Genomic DNA, 14,840 nt, shown 5'->3' on the forward strand with positions numbered 1-14,840 from the left:
CCGAGGCGGCAGTTTATATCAAAGACCACTTTGGACGACATCCCTCAGCACCTGGTCTTTTTTGCCACTTAACCCGAGCTGTGGCAAAATTCTTCACCCCGTTAAGCCATCCCTCACGGGCACCTTCAGGGCGATTTATTCGCATACCGCTGAGATATGATACTTTGTCTTACTTAAACGATATGTGGCAAATGTCGCAATCGCGACGATTGTGTGATTTTTAGCCGAGCAACAAAGCACCGCGTCGACCGGAGTTCTTCGAAGGGGGCGTTCCGCTCGCCGCCTTGGCGCGGCCGACGAGCGGGGCACGGAGCCCGATGAGCGGTCACGGCCGTCAGACGCAGGCTAGTCCGGTCCGCCGGGCAGGGCCGCCCGGCAGACCGGAGCCTGCCAGCCCCCTGAGCATCTTGCCGGTTTCGGCGAGCCCCTCGTCGCCGCCGATGGCCGCTGCCGGAGGCCGCTTCGGGCGGGAGCCGACAGCGGCACCTAGGAGCGGGCGAGCCAGGGCATATAGGGCTTCCATGGGCGGGACGTCGCGGCCCAGCAGGACGATTGAACCCGACAGACGATCCAAGACGGCCCCGGCCGTGCTGACTGGATCGTTTTCCGCGGTCCGTCCTTCGGGCGGCATCGCGACGTGACGCGTGGATTGTGCCTACCATGGCGCTCGACTATTCTGGAGCTGGCTGTAGTTTCTCACCGCGCTAGATTGAAGGTCACTATACTACGAGGGTTGTCGAAATGACCGATACTTCCTCAGCATGGATGTCCCGCACCTCCGTCATCAGCCGCCGGGCCACTGGCCAGCGCCGGGTGAGCCCTTCCCACCGGCCGAGAAGATCGGCGCGCAGCCGCGCGGGCAGGGCGACGTCGTCACCGGCCAGCAGACGAAGGGGCCCGGTCACGTATGTGGCGGCCAGCCGCGGCAGCGCCGCGAACTCGGGTCCCCGGTGGTCGGTGGCCCGCCGCAGCGTGCGGCCTACAGGACGGAGGCAGCCCGGGAACCCCGGGAGGCGGCCGATCCGCTCGGCCAGCCCGTCCCGCAGACAGCCGGCGACCTTGCCCTCGCCGCGTTCCAAGCTCTCCAGCAGCGCGACCAGTTCGACCGCCATGGCGTAGGACTCGGCGGCGAGCAGCCCATACCCGAACTCGGCGGCAGGCGGAGTCGGCGGTTCACCGCCCGTGGCCGGCGGCCAGGTTCCAGGGACCTCCTCTACCATCGCGAGGTGGTCGAGGTGCGCCCCCTCGTGGATGCCCCGCCAGACACGGCGCCGCAGCTCAGGCGCGCGACGAGGTACGTCGACCAGCACGGCAGGATGACCTGGCAGCCGCATCCAGAGCCGCCGGGCAAGCCCCGTGTAGCCCCGTCCCGGCACCACGAGGTGCCCGCGCCGGGCGGAGGGGCGGAATCTCTCGCCCCACCAGAGGTGGCTCGCGGCCCGGTCGGGCACGCGCACGTGCCCGCGGCGCGTGGGCAGCGCGTCACAGAACTCGGCGAGCGCCGCGCACATGTGCCACGTGCTCCCAGCCACGGGTGGGACCGGACCGGGCGGCTCGGCCACCGGATAGTAGCGGGGCACTGGCCCGGCGATGGCGCGCAGCGCGCGGAGCCGTGCCGCGGCGACGCCCCCGCGCCGCACGCCACTCGCCGCGATCACCTGATCCAGCCCGGCGAACGCGCTCGGCCGGGCGAGCACCGCGCAGCCGAGCGCCACTTCGGCCCAGCCGTATACCGTCCAAGCGGCGGCCTCCGCTCCTTCCGCGGGGACGCAGGCCGCCGCGCTCGCCGCGGCGGCCGCCCATGCGCGTGCCCCGGTCATGACGCCCACAGCCGGACGCGCAGCAGCAGGCGGGCCGCATCCTGGAAGGACGTGCGACCGTGCATGACGCGGTGATTGTCGATGACGATCACGTCCCCGGGCCGGTGCTCCAGGCGCACTGCCCCTGGCACCACCTTCAGCAGCGAGCCGAACCAGGTCGCCACCTTGCGCTGCTCCGGGGTCAAGCCCACTAGGTTGTCGCCGCGCCAGCGCACCGTACCGTCACCTGGCATGACCGCCGCTCGGGGGGAGACGTCCGCCGGCCCGCCACTGAACGCCTCAGGCACCCTCCACCCCCACCTCGGTTCTCCCAGCGCCGCGAGGACGCGCTCGCCGAGAGCGTGCCGCCGCAGTTCGGCGTCCACGGTGGCGGCGTCGAGCAGCAGCGTCAGCCCGCCGTCCGCCGCGGGCCGCACGACGAACAAGCAGACGAGATCCTCGGGACGGGAGCGATAGGCGGCGTCGGTGTGGAAGTCCACCGCGCCCGCCCGTTCCGACAGGGTGGCCGCGGCATCCGTTCTCGACGGCCGTACCGGCCAGATCTCCCGGCCCGCGTCTCTGCGCGACGGCGCTCCGAACCGCCGTGCCAGAGACAGTATCTTCGTGTGGTCCACCGCCCCGCCGTCGGCGAAACACAGACCGGTGCGCAACACCGCCCATCCTTGCTCGACCAGGTGGCGCCTGGCGGCAGTGAAGTTCATCTCGTTCACCGAATCGCCCCTCCCTGCATCTGTGGGTGCGATATCCAGGCAACCAGCGGGGGCGTCCGCGATCCGGGCGCATTCTGGGCGTGATCCGGCCATTCGCGTCAGCTCGGCAACGATAGTCGAGTAGAGATTGTGAGCCGAGACAACGATAGCCAGATATAGTTTATTCATGATCCATTCTGCGACCTCCGGTGAGGCTCAGGAACGCAGGCTCGCCGCGATCGCAGCCGCCTCGGCGACGGCGTTCCGGCACCACGCCTATCAGCAGGTGCGAGCCGAGGACGTGGCCGAACTGGTGCGCCTGTCCAGAAAGGGGGAAAAGGGCAAGGCCCGTAGCGCGGTGTGGCTCTACAACGAAGTCCGCAGCCGCCGGGTACTGGTTGCCCTGGCGCTCAAGCACGCGTTCGAGGAGTTCGCCGACGACGACCCGGGGCCGGCGGAGTCACCTGAAACCGTCGCCGACGCCCAGTCCTTGATCGCCGCCACTCTCGTCCGGATCGCCGCTTTCAGCAAGGCGGAGCGGTTTCTTGTCGGTCAGGTCAGGCTCGGCATCGGCGACATCTCCACCTCGGAGAAACGGTCGACCTCGCCGCAGAACAGCCCCGAGTGGCCGGACGGACCCTACGGGGAGGTCGCGGCGTCTGGCTGGGAGGGCCGTGTGACCGCGTACGCGCAGTATCTCGCCCCTCGCATCGAGACTGCGGTGTCGACGGTCGCCGTGCCCCCGGCGGGCTGGGCGCGCGGAAGCGCGGAGCGGCTGTCCGAGCTCGCCTTCCGCGCCCTGTCCGACGACGCCGAAGGGGCCACCGAGCGGCAGGCGGACGCGCTCGCCGCGTACTGGTTCGAGCGCGACGTCGTAACGCTGGCCGGGGGGTGGGCGAACGCGTTGCGCACCACCGAGCGCGCCGCCGCGCTCGCACTCCACGACGGAGCGGGGCCCAGGATCAGAATGGCCGCCCTGGAGCAGGTCCTGCGGATCCTCATCGACGGCACACCGCTCACCGCACGGGCGATCCAGGTAGCGGCGGAGCTGGCCCAGCTGCTGGAAGCGCTGGCAGGAGACGGCAGGTCGGTGGACGATCTGCGCCTGCTCTGCGACATCGAGAGCCGGCGCGGGCTGCTCCTGTTGCGGCTCGGCGACCCGGCGGGTGCCGTCGCACGGCTGGAGCGCTCGCGCGAGGTGGCCGCCCAGTTGCCCGACGAGCAGGAGGCCGAGTCCTACATGGCACGGGTCGACCACAACATCGCCGACGCCCTGATCGCCATGGACCGCCCGGCGGAGGCCGCCCTCCTGCTGGGAAAAGTGGCGGCGACGCGGGCAAAGGGCGTGTCCAGAGAAGGGGTGAGCCCGCGATGGCGCCGGCTCACGCTCACCCGCCAAGCCGCGGTCAGGGCGGCGACCAGGTCGGGACGAGTGATCCGCGGTGTGCTGCTGGCGGAGGAAGTGCTGCGCGACCGCGTTCAGCGACTCGGCGCCGGCAATGTGAACACCGCGTCGGCGCGGATTACCCTCGCCGAGGCGCTGCTCGCGGCGGGCGACCCCATTCACGCGCGTCGGCACCTGCTTGAAGCCATGAGCTGCCGGGCGCAGTACCTTCCGTCCGACGGCTACTGGCGTCAGTACGACAACGTGCGGCTGGCCGAGATCGAACTGGCCGCCGGCTTCCCCGCGCTGGCTATCAGCACGCTCACCGGCTCGGCGGTCAGCACGCCGTGGTTCAAGCAGCGGGTCTCGGAGCGGCTGGCCCAGGAGGCCGCGATCCTGCACGCCGAGGCATTGACAGCCGACGGCGCTGCCGGGGCGGCGCTCGATCTGCTCGGCCGCTTCTCTCCAGGCGATCGGGGAGCCTCCCGGGCCAGGGCCGAGGCGCTGCTGTCGCTCGGCCGCGCGGACGAGGCCGCCGCCGTCCTGGAGTCCCTGACCGAGATCGAGCGCGGCCTCGGCGACGACTCACCCGGTCTGGCCCGTACCTTGCTGCTGGCGACTCGCGCCGCTGATGCCCGCGGCCGGGCCGACGAGAGCGAGGCCTTCTCCGCCGCGCTGGAAGCGATGGCCGGCCCCGCACTGGACGCTCAGCACCCGGCCGTGCTGGCGGGACGGATGGCCACCGCGACGCGGCGAGCCCAGGCCGGCCTGGCCGATGAGGTCCCGGCGCTGCTTGCGCCGCTGCTCTCACGCACGCCGCTCGAGCACGCGCGCCCCGCACTGGCCGAGGGCCACCCGTTGCTGGCCGAGGCCAGAGCGCTCGCCGCCCGCCTCGGCACCTCGGTCCCCGCAGGCGCCCCCGAGCAGCTCTGGGAAGACCTCTGAGGACGATCGCGTCAGCGCCGATCAGACCGGCCGCGACCGGAGCGCGGATGGCAGGACAGGCGGTGGTAGGCGATGCCGCGCCTGGGCAGGCTCGTCGATCGGTGCGACGATGGTCGGATGGCAGCTGCGATCCGGCACGCTGATCTGGTCGCGGAGCTGAGAACAGTACGCGAGCGAGGGTTGCTCAGGCTCCGCCGCACGCCGCTCCCCGCCTTGACCGCCGCGGTCGAGGCACTCGGCCCACCGATCGACGCCGAGCTGGTCCCGTCCTCGATCGCGTCCCTGCTCGACCAGGTCGTCAACGGCATGGAGGACGGCACGCTGGCGACGGCGTGCGCGTACACGTTCGGGGTCATCGCCGGCACCCGCGACTGGCCGGCGCAGAGCCGCAGGCGGCGGGCGGCGGAGGTGTACGCCGTGTCGCCAGAGCGCTTCCGAAAGCACCACGAGCGGATGATCATCGAGTATGTCGCTGAGGAGATCTTGCGCCTGGGCGACGCACGGACCCACCTGTCGCCGGCCGAGGGCCTGCCCTTAGGGGCCCACCGCCGGTTGCTCCTGGGTCAGCCCGGACACGAACGGCACGTGACCGTCTGCCGCATGCCGGTGCAGGCGCTGCGCGACATGGACATCCTGGTCTCCTCCGAGAACGTGTACCTGGAGATGTCGAAGATCTTCAAATCGTCCCTGTCGGCCAGCCTGCGCGCCGCCGCCGCGCGCAGGAACGACGCCGGCGAGCTGATCGACGACGTCTTACAGCGAGAGTTGCGCCTCTGGTCACGCGAGCACGGCCGGGAAGGACTGGCCGTCGCGCCGGGCACCGTGGTCCCCACTTCTCCGGGAGAGCTCGCACGCATCGGTGTCAGGCGCATCTACCACGCGGCGACGGCGATCCCGCGTACGCAAACGAACGACTACGACGTCGAGCCCACCGGCGTGGTACGGGCGGTCGGCAACGCGTTTCAGCTGGCCGGGCAGGAACGCGACAGGTACGCACCGTCCCTCCGATCGATCTGCTTCCCGCTGTTCGGCGCTGGCCGCGGCGGCCTGGACCCCGAGACGAGCTTCGCCTACCTGTGGGCGGGACTCGAACCTCAGTTGTCGGACACCTGGGAGGTGTACCTGCTGACGCGCAGCACAAGGGGTTGCGTGGCGGTATTGCGCTCGCTGTCGGATCTCGGCGCGCGGCCGACCTGATCGCGCACCGTATGAGCCGCCGACGCACTCGACTCGGGCGAGCGAACGGTCGCCCGGCTCCATGATGAAGCGCCGGCCCCAGACCTGTCTCCGGTGAGCGACGCCTGTCAGGCCCCTCCGCGCGCTGGATCGCAGACGCAGCAGCGGTCAAAGGTGAAAGGTCGCTCGCAGGACTCCTTCCAGATGCCGGCGCTGTAAGGATCCTTGGACGCGGGGTTGATCAGCCGGGCGATCACCAGCGCCACCACCGCGGCCGCGCCGTTCTCGATCAGGGCGGACGCTGCGCTCTGCACGTGTGCACCGGACACGAACAAGTCGTCCACCAGCAAGACTCGTGCCCTGTCCAGCCTGCCGGCCCGGGGCACCTGGAAGGCGTCGCGGTGGGAGTGGCGCGCGGCCAGCACGCGCGCGAACGTGGTGTCGGGCTCCAGCAGAAGGGGCTGCCACAGTCGTTTCAGTGCCGCTACCTTTCCCACGACCTGCCACATGATGTGGAAGGCCTTTCCTGGTGCCTCGGGATTGTTACTCGGGATTGTGGCAACGAGTGTGAACGGCCCGCCTGCCAGCCCTTCGAGGCACTGGATATGCCGGTGGTAGAAGTGACTCAAGGCCGCAGCCAAGACGTCGGCCCGATTCCGCCGTCCTCCGGCACCGCGGGGATCCGTCCTCCGGACGAGCAGGTCGTACAGCTGCGAGTTCTTGGTCATCAGCGAGATCGGCACCACCTGCTGGGTGTGGCCATACAGGTTCTTCGTGGTGCACTTGCAGCTCACGCAGATGCCCCAGGGGCCGCCGGTGTCACCGACGTTGTTCGGACCGGAGTGGCAGATCCGGCACACGCCCGGCCGTGTCGGAGGAACCGGGCGGAACCATGGCAGAAATTCACGGATGAACGCCTCGGCGTCAGCCATGATCAGCTGATGTTCGTTCCAGGGGTCATATCTACGAGATTGACCGCCTGCTTGGTCAGCTCGTCAATGTCCTGGACGACAGTCATGCCTCCCCGGAATCCCGCGCGAGCTGCCCACGGCTGTTCCTGGTGAAGCCGCTGAGACACGAACACGTATTTCCCCGTCTGCAGTCCCTGCTCGACATGGGCGGCGGACGTCCCACCGTCAACCCCGTCCACCACATACAGGCAGTCCGCCAACCCGCAGGTCACAATGCGGGCGAGCGCGACGGTCCGGCCTGTCGGGGCAGCATCAGGCCAGAACGCGGAGACGACCGCACCACGGTCGGCTATCTTTTCAGCCACACTGGCGTACGCGCCGACGGCCTCCGGCGCAGCGATCCCGCCTGCGAGGACTGCGAGGGTGCGGCCGCCGACGTCAAGCGCGGCCTGATGAACGGCTACATCGAAAGGCGAGCACAGCGGCGCGACGATGGTGATGCCGGCCTGAGCCAAGGCATGGGCCGCGGCCGCCGCGTGGTCGGAGTCTTCCTCGCCTACCACGGCGACGGCCCGCCGGTCGCTGTGGTGAAGTTCACCGCGGAGCCACAGGAACGGCTGCCGATCGTAGGCCCACATCAGATTGCCGGGGTAGGTATCGTCCAGCACGGTGACGAGTTGAACGCCACCGCTACGCATGGTGCCAATGAGGGCACGAGCCCAGACCAGGTCGTCGGACTTTACGCGGGCTGCGACGGCGGCGGCGTGCGCCCGGTCGTCGGCGTCCCCGCTTAGGCAGCCGCCGTTCAGCAACTCCAGGGCACTGCCGGCATCGATGATCACGCGGGCGGTATAGAACCAGGGATTGTCTCCAGTGGTTTTGGTGAGGGCGAGAACAGCGGCTTGCTCGTCGATCGTGGTCATGATCATCACCGTCTCGAACGTGGATTCGGTTGCGAACGTACGCTCCGACACCGACAGAAGGCGGCGACGGGATGCGTGGTTCCCAGAGCCTCATCGTGCCGGGACGAACAGGCCGACACGCCGTGGGCAGCCAGACCTGACTATGCAGTGATTCGTCTCACCGCTGTTCGTCGGCGCCGCCCCCGGCCCTCCATTTACTCCAGGGCGTCGAGGTGGGCCAGGCGCTCGTGCAGCCGTGCTGCCGCGCGTACGCGCGCAACTCCGTCATCGTGAGCGACCTGGTCTCCAACTGGACGGCCAGCGCGTCGGTCTTCTCCGCGAACTGTGCCTGCGTGCGCACCTCACGCTGCCGGGCCATGCCGAGGGCCCGCTCGCAGGCTGCCCGTCGCGCAGCTTCTCGTCCTCGCACCACAGCTGCAAAAGTGGTTGCTGTGCAGTTGGAACGCCCCAACCCGGCTCAGCCGCAGCTTCCACCCCGCGCCGAACGCCGCAGCCGGCAGCACCACCCTCCGTACGAAGCCCGCCGCAGGGACCCGTGGCCGAGCCCGTTGCCCGCCAGCCACTCTTCCCACAGCCGACGCTCATCGAGCCGGGTCTCCGACTCCACCCGCGCCTCGGGTACCTCGGCGAGTATCGCCTCCAGGAAGGCGTCCCGCCCCGGGCCCGCCGCCATATACCCCAGCAGCCGCCCGTCGTCGATCTCGATCACGTAAGACGGCAAGTATGCCTCCTGCGAGCGCAGGTCCTGGAGTGCCCGCAATTGCGCGGGCAGGGTGTAGGCCGCCCGGTCCGGCCGAGCCGCCAGCTCCGCCACCATCCCGCTCCTGAAAGGAGGCGCCGGCGAACAGCGGCCGGAACACCGTCCCGTCCTCCTTGCCGACGACGGGCACTTCGAGCACGCTGATCGAGCCGTCGTAGTGGGAGCGCGGCAGCGGGCGGCCCGTGAACCGCTCGAACAGCAGCCTCCTGCGGCTCTCCTTGTGCAACGCGTACCGGATGCCTTCGCGGTGCGAGCGCAGACCAAGGTCGGTCAGGACGACCTTCTCACCGTCAACCCGCACGTGACCCATGACGGACAGGAAGTGCAGACAACGTTCAACGAGCAAGCGGTCCAGGCCGAAGAACGCGCTCAGCTCGGCCACCGTGCCGACCCCGCCGTCAGCCACGGCCTCGACGAGGTAACAGTCGATCACCTCGTACGCCTGCTCCTCGTACAAATCGGCGGTCACCTCGACCTGCCACAGAGGCCACAGCACGGCGAACAGCCGCACAGGGCGGGTGCCGGGCCGAGCGACGGCGTGCTCGACCGCGCGCCGCGTGGCAGTACTCCGGGAACCTTGGCCAGCACCAGAAGCCCCCGCGACTCCAGGCAAGGTGGCGGGTGAGGGACCTTTCCACGCCGCTCCTGGTAGATGTCAGCGACCGTAAACAGGAGAATCCCAGCGTGCGGGTACCTGCTCAACATGTCGGACCTGGCGAGACCGCCGTCCACAATGACGATAGCCCCGACCTCTCGCCAGGGCACGTTGAGCCCGGCACGGTGATCATGGCGACGATGGACAGGTGTCGCCACGATGGCGGCCACGAGGATCCCAGCACGTCCCTACACAGGCTGCCGTTGACGGTTCCGGGTTCGCCGAAGGTGGAGGGGTCAGCGCTTGGTGCGGGCGTCGAAGTACGGGTAGATGTTCTCGTTCTTGCCTACCTTGATCAGGGTCTCGACGGTCCGGCCCGTGAGGTCGACGACGCCGAAGCCGTCGCGGACGGGGGCGAGCAGGTGCTTCTCGTCGTACCAGCCGAGCACCGGGAGCCGGTCAGCCACCTTGATCCGGGTGACGGCCTTGCCGGTGGCGGAGTCCCAGACGCAGGCGGCCCGCTCCAGCGCGGTGCACGCGGTGACGAAGCGGCGCCAGATCCCAGGCCCGCTGCACCCCGCGGGGGTCGAGGGGGATGGATCAGCGGATCGTACAAGATCGGCTTCCGGGGATGGCGGAGAATGCCGGCGGTGGGGCCCCGCTCAGGAAGCGCCGGAGGTCGACACCCGCTCATAACGCGCCACCGGCGCGGGACCGTGAGGGTCCCGCGCCGGTCGCTACGAGATCGGGGTCAGCCGAGGCCGCCCAGGAAGATGTCGAAGAAGTCGGCGATGTCATCGCCCAGCTTCCCGCCACGCATCCCCAGGTGAGCCACGGCCCCTCGCCTGGTGTTGACCTCCATCTCGAAGTCGTCGGCCTGGGTGATCTGCCGGTTGGCCTGGCCGCTGCCGCCGCCGTTCGGCAGGTTCGACGGCGGCCTGCCCTGCGGGTACATCCGGCCGTTGCCGTACACGGTGTACGACTGGGTCGGCTGCACGCTGCCGTCGTTGCGGTAGACCTGGCTCGGCCGCGGCCGGGCCGTCTGCCTGGTCGCCTTGGGTGGCGACTGCCGCTGGGTGGAGCGGTGGCTCGTGGGCCGCCTGGCGGGACGCGAGCGCGCCTCCCGGATGCCGGCCGGGAGCCGGCCGGCCCGGTGGTTGCGCCGCTGGGCTGCCTTGGCCTCGCGGCGCTTGGCCGCCGCCTCGCGTTCGGCCCTCCGCGCCTCCCGGCGGGCCTTGGCCGCCGCCCGGCGCCGCTGCACCGCCTCGCGGGCCCGCCTCTTCGCCTCTGCCGCGCGTTTCTTGGCCGCCTCTTTGAGCTTGCGCTTGGCCGCCTCCCTGGCCTTCCTCTTGGCCTCCTCCTTGGCCTTCCTCTTGGCCTCCTCTCTGGCCTTCCTCTTGGCCTCCTCCAGCGCCTTCTTCCTGGCCAGCTCCCTGGCCTTCCTGAGCGCGAGTTCGCGTGCCTTCTTCTTGGCCTGCTTCTTCAGCCACCACTTGACGCCGACGCGGACGCCGATCCCGACCACGACCCACACCCACTGCCCGTCGGGGTCGCTCATGCTGACGGGGCTGTTGCTGGCGTAGGCGTAGGCGTTGAGCTGCTGCGGGTCGGTGTCGTCGATGATCGGGTCGACCGACAGGAAGCGGCCGTTCTTGGGGTCGTACTCGCGGGCGCCCAGGTGGACGAGCCCGGTCGAGGCGTCCTTGGTGCCGCCGACGAACCCGCGCTGGCCCGGCCACCACGGCGGTGGCGCGCCGCGGTCCTCACCGAACGGGGTCTGCCTGCGCACGGCCAGGTCGCCGGTGCCGGCGTTCACCGCGGCCTGCGCGGTGCCCTGGTGGTCGCTCGCCAGGAAGTAGACCTGGTCGTCCGGCGTGCGGACCGCGATGGGCTCGCCGCCGATGGTGTAGTAGCGGGTCTGCTCGACGACGTCCTTGGCGTGGTCGAGACGCAGCTCCATGTCGTCGATGTAGAGGGTGGCGTCGGTGGGCGTCTTGCGGATCAGCCGGTCGCCCTCCGCGTCGTAGACGAACGACGTGGTCTTGCCGGCCTCGGTCACCGACTCCAGGTTGCCCTCGGCGTCCCACACCAGGTTCTGGTCGGAGGTGCCGACCTTGCGCCGGGTGGTGTTGCCGGCCGCGTCGTAGGCGAACACGTCCGCCCCGACGGCCTGCAGCGCGTGCGGCTGCTTGCCGCCCGCCGCGGGATAGGTGTAGGTGCGCACCTGCTCGCCCGCCCCGCCGAAGGCGTGCTTGGTCTCCTTGGTCCGGTTGCCGGTGACGTCGTAGGCGTAGCTGACCGCGTACGGGGCCACGCCGCCGATCTTGCCGGACTGGGGTGAACCGCTCGCGCAGTCGTCCGTGGCCGCCCACGCCGAGGTCAGGCGGCGCAGGTGGTCATAGGTGAAGCACTGCGTGTCCTGGTTCGCCCGATCATTGATCTTGGTGATGTTGCCGACGGCGTCGTAGCCGTAGTTGACGTCCAGATCGGTCTTGGTCGTGTTCTGGCGGTCCAGCCGCATGCTGGTCAGCCTGCGGGTGGACTCGTCGTGGGTGTAGGTGAGCCAGGTCTTCTTGCCATCGCCGCCGAGCTCGTACTGCAGGGTCTCGCCGAGCTTGGAGTAGCGGGTCGCGTTCACGTACGCCGACAGGCCGGTGACCTTGACCGGCTGGCTGAGCGCGTCGTAGCTGTAGACGACCTGCTCCTCGGCCAGCCCGCCGGCGGCCGGGAAGCTGACCGACTGCACCTGGCCGTCGAGCGTGTAGCGGGTGTTGAGCTGGTAGGAGCCCGCCAGCTTGCCCTCCCGCGCCGGGATGGTGACGGTTTCGCGCAGCGGGCGGTAGTCGGCGTCGATGGCGTTGATCTCCGCCGTGTACGCCTGCCCGCCCACGTACCGGATGCTGGCGTTCAGATGTCCCTTGGCCAGCGCGTCGTACTTCCACTCGGCCAGCAGGGTGCCGGTCGCCGAACCCTCACGCATCTCGGTCTTACGACCCAGGGCGTCGTAGGTGTACCAGAGCGTCCTGCCGCGCGCGTCGGTCGTCGAGACCAGCTCGTCGGCGTCGTTGTACGTCATCGTCGTGACGCCCTTGTCCGGGTCCTCGGTCTTGATCTCCCGGCCGCGGAAATCGTAGTGGTGCTTCCAGACGTTGCCCGCCGGGTCGGTCACCGTGGACAGGCGTCCCGCGTGGTCGTAGGTGTACTTGGTGGCCTCGTACTCGCCGGTCGGGGTCGCGCCCTTGTACTGGCGCAGCTCGATCAGCCGGTCCTCGGCGTCACCGATCCGGGTGGTGGCCGTGCCGCCCGGCGGCGGCGTCGTGTGCACCCGGTCGCCGTCGTTCTGGGCGGTGACCCGGTACTTCTCCACGCCCTTGGCCTTGAGCAACTGGGCCTTGGCGTCGCCCACGCCGTCGAACAGCGTCTCGACCTGGTTCGGCACGTCCGCGTCTGCCACCGCGAGCAGGGCGGTGGACGGCGCGCCGGTGGCGAAGTAGCCGGTGTTCTTCTTGTAGTCCTCGCCCTGGGAGTTGTAGAAGGTGTCGGTGATCGTGCGGCCGTCCCGCAGTGCCGGGTCCTGCGTCTGGTCGTCCGTGGGCGCCGGCTCCTGGGTCTGGCGCTCGCGCATCAGGCCGTCGTAGAGCTCGTGGCTCTCGGTGTAACCGCCGTCGGCGCGCAGCGTCCTGGTGGTGACGACGCTGGGGCCGTCGGCCCGCATCGTGTAGGAGTACTCGGTGTTGGGCGACTGCCCGCCCGCCTTGCTGCGGTCGGACTGCCAGACCTTGATCAGGCGGCCCAGCGCGTCGTGCTCCATGTCGACGCGGCGGTTGTTGGTGTCGATCTCGGTGACGGGCTCGCCCCAGGCCGGCTCGATGATCGTCCGGTCGACGTGGCCGAGGTCGTTGGTCTCCTTGATCTCGGTCGGCAGGGCGCCCGTGGCCGGGGTGTAGCTGGTCACGGTCTTGGTGCCGACCGTGTCGGTCTCGCTGGTCTCGCGGCCGTAGACGTCGTACGTGTGCGCGGTGTCGGTGAGCGTGCTGCCGTCGGCGTTGACGACCTGCTGCACCGCGGTCACGTCGCCCTTGCTCGGTGCCTGCCCGAACGCCTTGCCGTCGTACTGGACCTTCTCGTCCGAGATCAGCTCTCCGGCGGCGAGCGTGGACATGGAGGCGGAGCAGGGAGCGGCCACCTTCTGGACGCGGCTGGTGTAGTCGAGCATCCAGCTCGTGTCGTTGCGGGCGTAGGTGTAGCGGGTGCACCGGTCGTCGTCGGTGCCGGCCAGGTCGCCCTTCTCCTCGACCGTGGTGAGCAGACCCTTGGCGTCGTACGTACGCGCCTCGCCGGTACGCCGCCACTTGCCACCGGGCAGCGCGGTACGGGTGACCATGGACTCGGCCTCGACCACGTACGCGGCCTTGGTGACGCCGTCCTGGGTGGACTCGGCGGTCTTGACCGACCACGGCGCCTCGACGGTGGCCTTCAGCAGGGAGCCGCCGTCGCCGTCGTACAGCATCTCCTCGCGCTCGAAGCCGGAGTACTGGTCGAGGTCGTCCAGTTTGACGCCCTCGGAGTCGACCACCTGCACGTTGCGCTTGGAGCCGTCGGCCTGCTTGTCGCCGTGCATGCCGCGGAAGTAGCGGAACTCCGTCAGCGTGCGCTTGGTGTCCTGCCCGTCGCCCGAACGGACCCGGACCCGGCCGAAGCCGCGGAAGTCCGACCAGGTACGGTGCGCGGGCTTGACCAGGATGTTGTCGGCGTACCGCCAGGCGGCGCCGTCCAGGTACTCGTAGCTGGTGACCACGTTCGGGGAGGCGGCCACCCGGTCGACCTCGACCGTCTGCGCCACCACGTACTTGTGGAACCAGTCGGTGACCTCCGCCTCGTTCGGCGGGGACCAGCGCTGCGGGAAGCAGAGCTTGGTGTTCTTGTCGGCGGCGGGCAGCGCGCCGGCCTGGCAGTCGGCGGCCTTGTAGTTGACCCTCAGCTCGCCGCCCGTGCCGTTGTCGACGGACTGGACGCGCCACTTGACCAGCGGCGCGCGGCCCTCGGTGGCGTCCACCCGGTTGGGCAGCTGCACGCCCTTGAACGTGGTCTTCGGCAGCGTGATCGTGCCGCCCACGTGACCGGTCTGCTGGATGGAGGCCAGCCACAGCGCCGGGCTCAGCCCGTCACCGGTGGCGGGGAACTGGTGCGTCAGCGCCCAGGAGTCCACCGGGTAGTACTGACCGGCGGCGTTGAGCACCTGGGTGGTGACCTTGGTCAGCCGCTTGCGGGTGAAGAACGTCGGCGTGAGGCGGTCGGTGCACTTCACCCCCGAGTTGCAGATCTGGTCGAACGGGACGTCCGGCCAGTGGCTCGCGGTCTCCTTCTTCAGCTCTCCGGCCGCGCAGGTGACGGTGCCGCTGGGCAGGCAGCGCTCGGCCGTCTCGAACAGCACCCGGGACGCCGGGTTCCTGGTGAACAGCTCGTTGCTCAGGTAGCCGTAGTCGATGCGGGTCAGGTAGGCGTGCCGGTCGTACACGGTGCCCAGCTCGGGCTTCGAGTTCCGGCCGTAGTAGTTCTTCTCCTGGGTGTACCAGTACGTGGTGGCGTTGCCGTGCGTGTCCACCTCGTAGTCGAGGTTCCACCGGTAACCCTGCT

Annotated in this window: 11 protein-coding genes; 3 read left to right on the forward strand and 8 right to left on the reverse strand. The window is 69.6% G+C overall.

Annotated features, from left to right (window positions below; translation table 11 throughout):
• Positions 1-719: 719 nt before the first annotated feature.
• Positions 720-1,820, reverse strand: coding sequence for a hypothetical protein (locus B0I32_RS14970; RefSeq protein WP_146178165.1), 1,101 nt, complete (start codon positions 1,818-1,820; stop codon positions 720-722).
• Positions 1,817-2,521: a TauD/TfdA family dioxygenase gene (locus B0I32_RS14975; protein ID WP_106239236.1), complete on the reverse strand. Its 705-nt coding sequence runs from the start codon at positions 2,519-2,521 to the stop codon at positions 1,817-1,819. The genes B0I32_RS14970 and B0I32_RS14975 overlap by 4 nt, the downstream gene beginning before the upstream one ends.
• Positions 2,522-2,696: 175 nt before the next feature.
• Here B0I32_RS14975 and B0I32_RS14980 point away from each other — a divergent pair, with 175 nt between their 5' ends.
• Both B0I32_RS14980 and B0I32_RS14985 read left to right on the forward strand, forming a co-directional pair.
• On the forward strand, positions 2,697-4,838 hold the full coding sequence (locus tag B0I32_RS14980) for a hypothetical protein (RefSeq protein WP_106239127.1): 2,142 nt from the start codon (positions 2,697-2,699) through the stop codon (positions 4,836-4,838).
• A 117-nt stretch (positions 4,839-4,955) separates the two neighbouring features.
• Positions 4,956-6,035: a macro domain-containing protein gene (locus tag B0I32_RS14985; protein WP_146178166.1), complete on the forward strand. Its 1,080-nt coding sequence runs from the start codon at positions 4,956-4,958 to the stop codon at positions 6,033-6,035.
• Between the two features lie 107 nt (positions 6,036-6,142).
• Here the strand turns inward: B0I32_RS14985 and B0I32_RS14990 are convergent, their stop codons facing one another.
• The 4 genes from B0I32_RS14990 to B0I32_RS58810 all read right to left on the reverse strand — a co-directional run bounded on the left by B0I32_RS14990 (position 6,143) and on the right by B0I32_RS58810 (position 8,665).
• On the reverse strand, positions 6,143-6,946 hold the full coding sequence (locus B0I32_RS14990) for a hypothetical protein (RefSeq protein ID WP_106239133.1): 804 nt from the start codon (positions 6,944-6,946) through the stop codon (positions 6,143-6,145).
• Positions 6,947-6,948: 2 nt separating this feature from the next.
• On the reverse strand, positions 6,949-7,848 hold the full coding sequence (locus B0I32_RS14995; protein WP_181307395.1) for a DNA-processing protein DprA: 900 nt from the start codon (positions 7,846-7,848) through the stop codon (positions 6,949-6,951).
• Positions 7,849-8,005: 157 nt separating this feature from the next.
• A complete protein-coding gene (locus B0I32_RS58805; protein ID WP_219911797.1) occupies positions 8,006-8,206 on the reverse strand; it encodes a hypothetical protein in 201 nt (66 codons plus the stop codon).
• Between the two features lie 99 nt (positions 8,207-8,305).
• Positions 8,306-8,665, reverse strand: a complete 360-nt coding sequence (locus B0I32_RS58810) for a hypothetical protein (protein ID WP_219911798.1) — start codon at positions 8,663-8,665, stop codon at positions 8,306-8,308.
• Between the two features lie 190 nt (positions 8,666-8,855).
• Between B0I32_RS58810 and B0I32_RS58815 the strand changes: the two genes are divergently transcribed.
• Entirely contained in the window at positions 8,856-9,233 is a 378-nt protein-coding gene (locus B0I32_RS58815) for a hypothetical protein (protein ID WP_219911799.1), read from the forward strand.
• A 266-nt stretch (positions 9,234-9,499) separates the two neighbouring features.
• Here the strand turns inward: B0I32_RS58815 and B0I32_RS57640 are convergent, their stop codons facing one another.
• Both B0I32_RS57640 and B0I32_RS15005 read right to left on the reverse strand, forming a co-directional pair.
• On the reverse strand, positions 9,500-9,670 hold the full coding sequence (locus B0I32_RS57640) for a hypothetical protein (protein WP_181307396.1): 171 nt from the start codon (positions 9,668-9,670) through the stop codon (positions 9,500-9,502).
• Positions 9,671-9,954: 284 nt separating this feature from the next.
• Positions 9,955-14,840 (reverse strand): RHS repeat-associated core domain-containing protein (locus tag B0I32_RS15005; protein WP_219911800.1); only part of this gene is annotated, 4,886 nt, incomplete at its 5' end.

Source organism: Nonomuraea fuscirosea, from assembly GCF_003001935.1.
Classification (GTDB): Bacteria; Actinomycetota; Actinomycetes; order Streptosporangiales; family Streptosporangiaceae; genus Nonomuraea; species Nonomuraea fuscirosea.

What these genes read in the sequence shown, in the direction of transcription:
- B0I32_RS14980 (WP_106239127.1), top strand. Translation starts at nt 2,697, where the DNA reads ATGATCCATTCTGCGACCTCCGGTGAGGCTCAGGAACGCAGGCTCGCC.
- B0I32_RS58805 (WP_219911797.1), bottom strand. Translation starts at nt 8,206, where the DNA reads ATGGCCCGGCAGCGTGAGGTGCGCACGCAGGCACAGTTCGCGGAGAAG.
- B0I32_RS14990 (WP_106239133.1), bottom strand. Translation starts at nt 6,946, where the DNA reads ATGGCTGACGCCGAGGCGTTCATCCGTGAATTTCTGCCATGGTTCCGC.
- B0I32_RS14995 (WP_181307395.1), bottom strand. Translation starts at nt 7,848, where the DNA reads ATGACCACGATCGACGAGCAAGCCGCTGTTCTCGCCCTCACCAAAACC.
- B0I32_RS14975 (WP_106239236.1), bottom strand. Translation starts at nt 2,521, where the DNA reads ATGAACTTCACTGCCGCCAGGCGCCACCTGGTCGAGCAAGGATGGGCG.
- B0I32_RS58810 (WP_219911798.1), bottom strand. Translation starts at nt 8,665, where the DNA reads ATGGTGGCGGAGCTGGCGGCTCGGCCGGACCGGGCGGCCTACACCCTG.
- B0I32_RS14970 (WP_146178165.1), bottom strand. Translation starts at nt 1,820, where the DNA reads ATGACCGGGGCACGCGCATGGGCGGCCGCCGCGGCGAGCGCGGCGGCC.
- B0I32_RS14985 (WP_146178166.1), top strand. Translation starts at nt 4,956, where the DNA reads ATGGCAGCTGCGATCCGGCACGCTGATCTGGTCGCGGAGCTGAGAACA.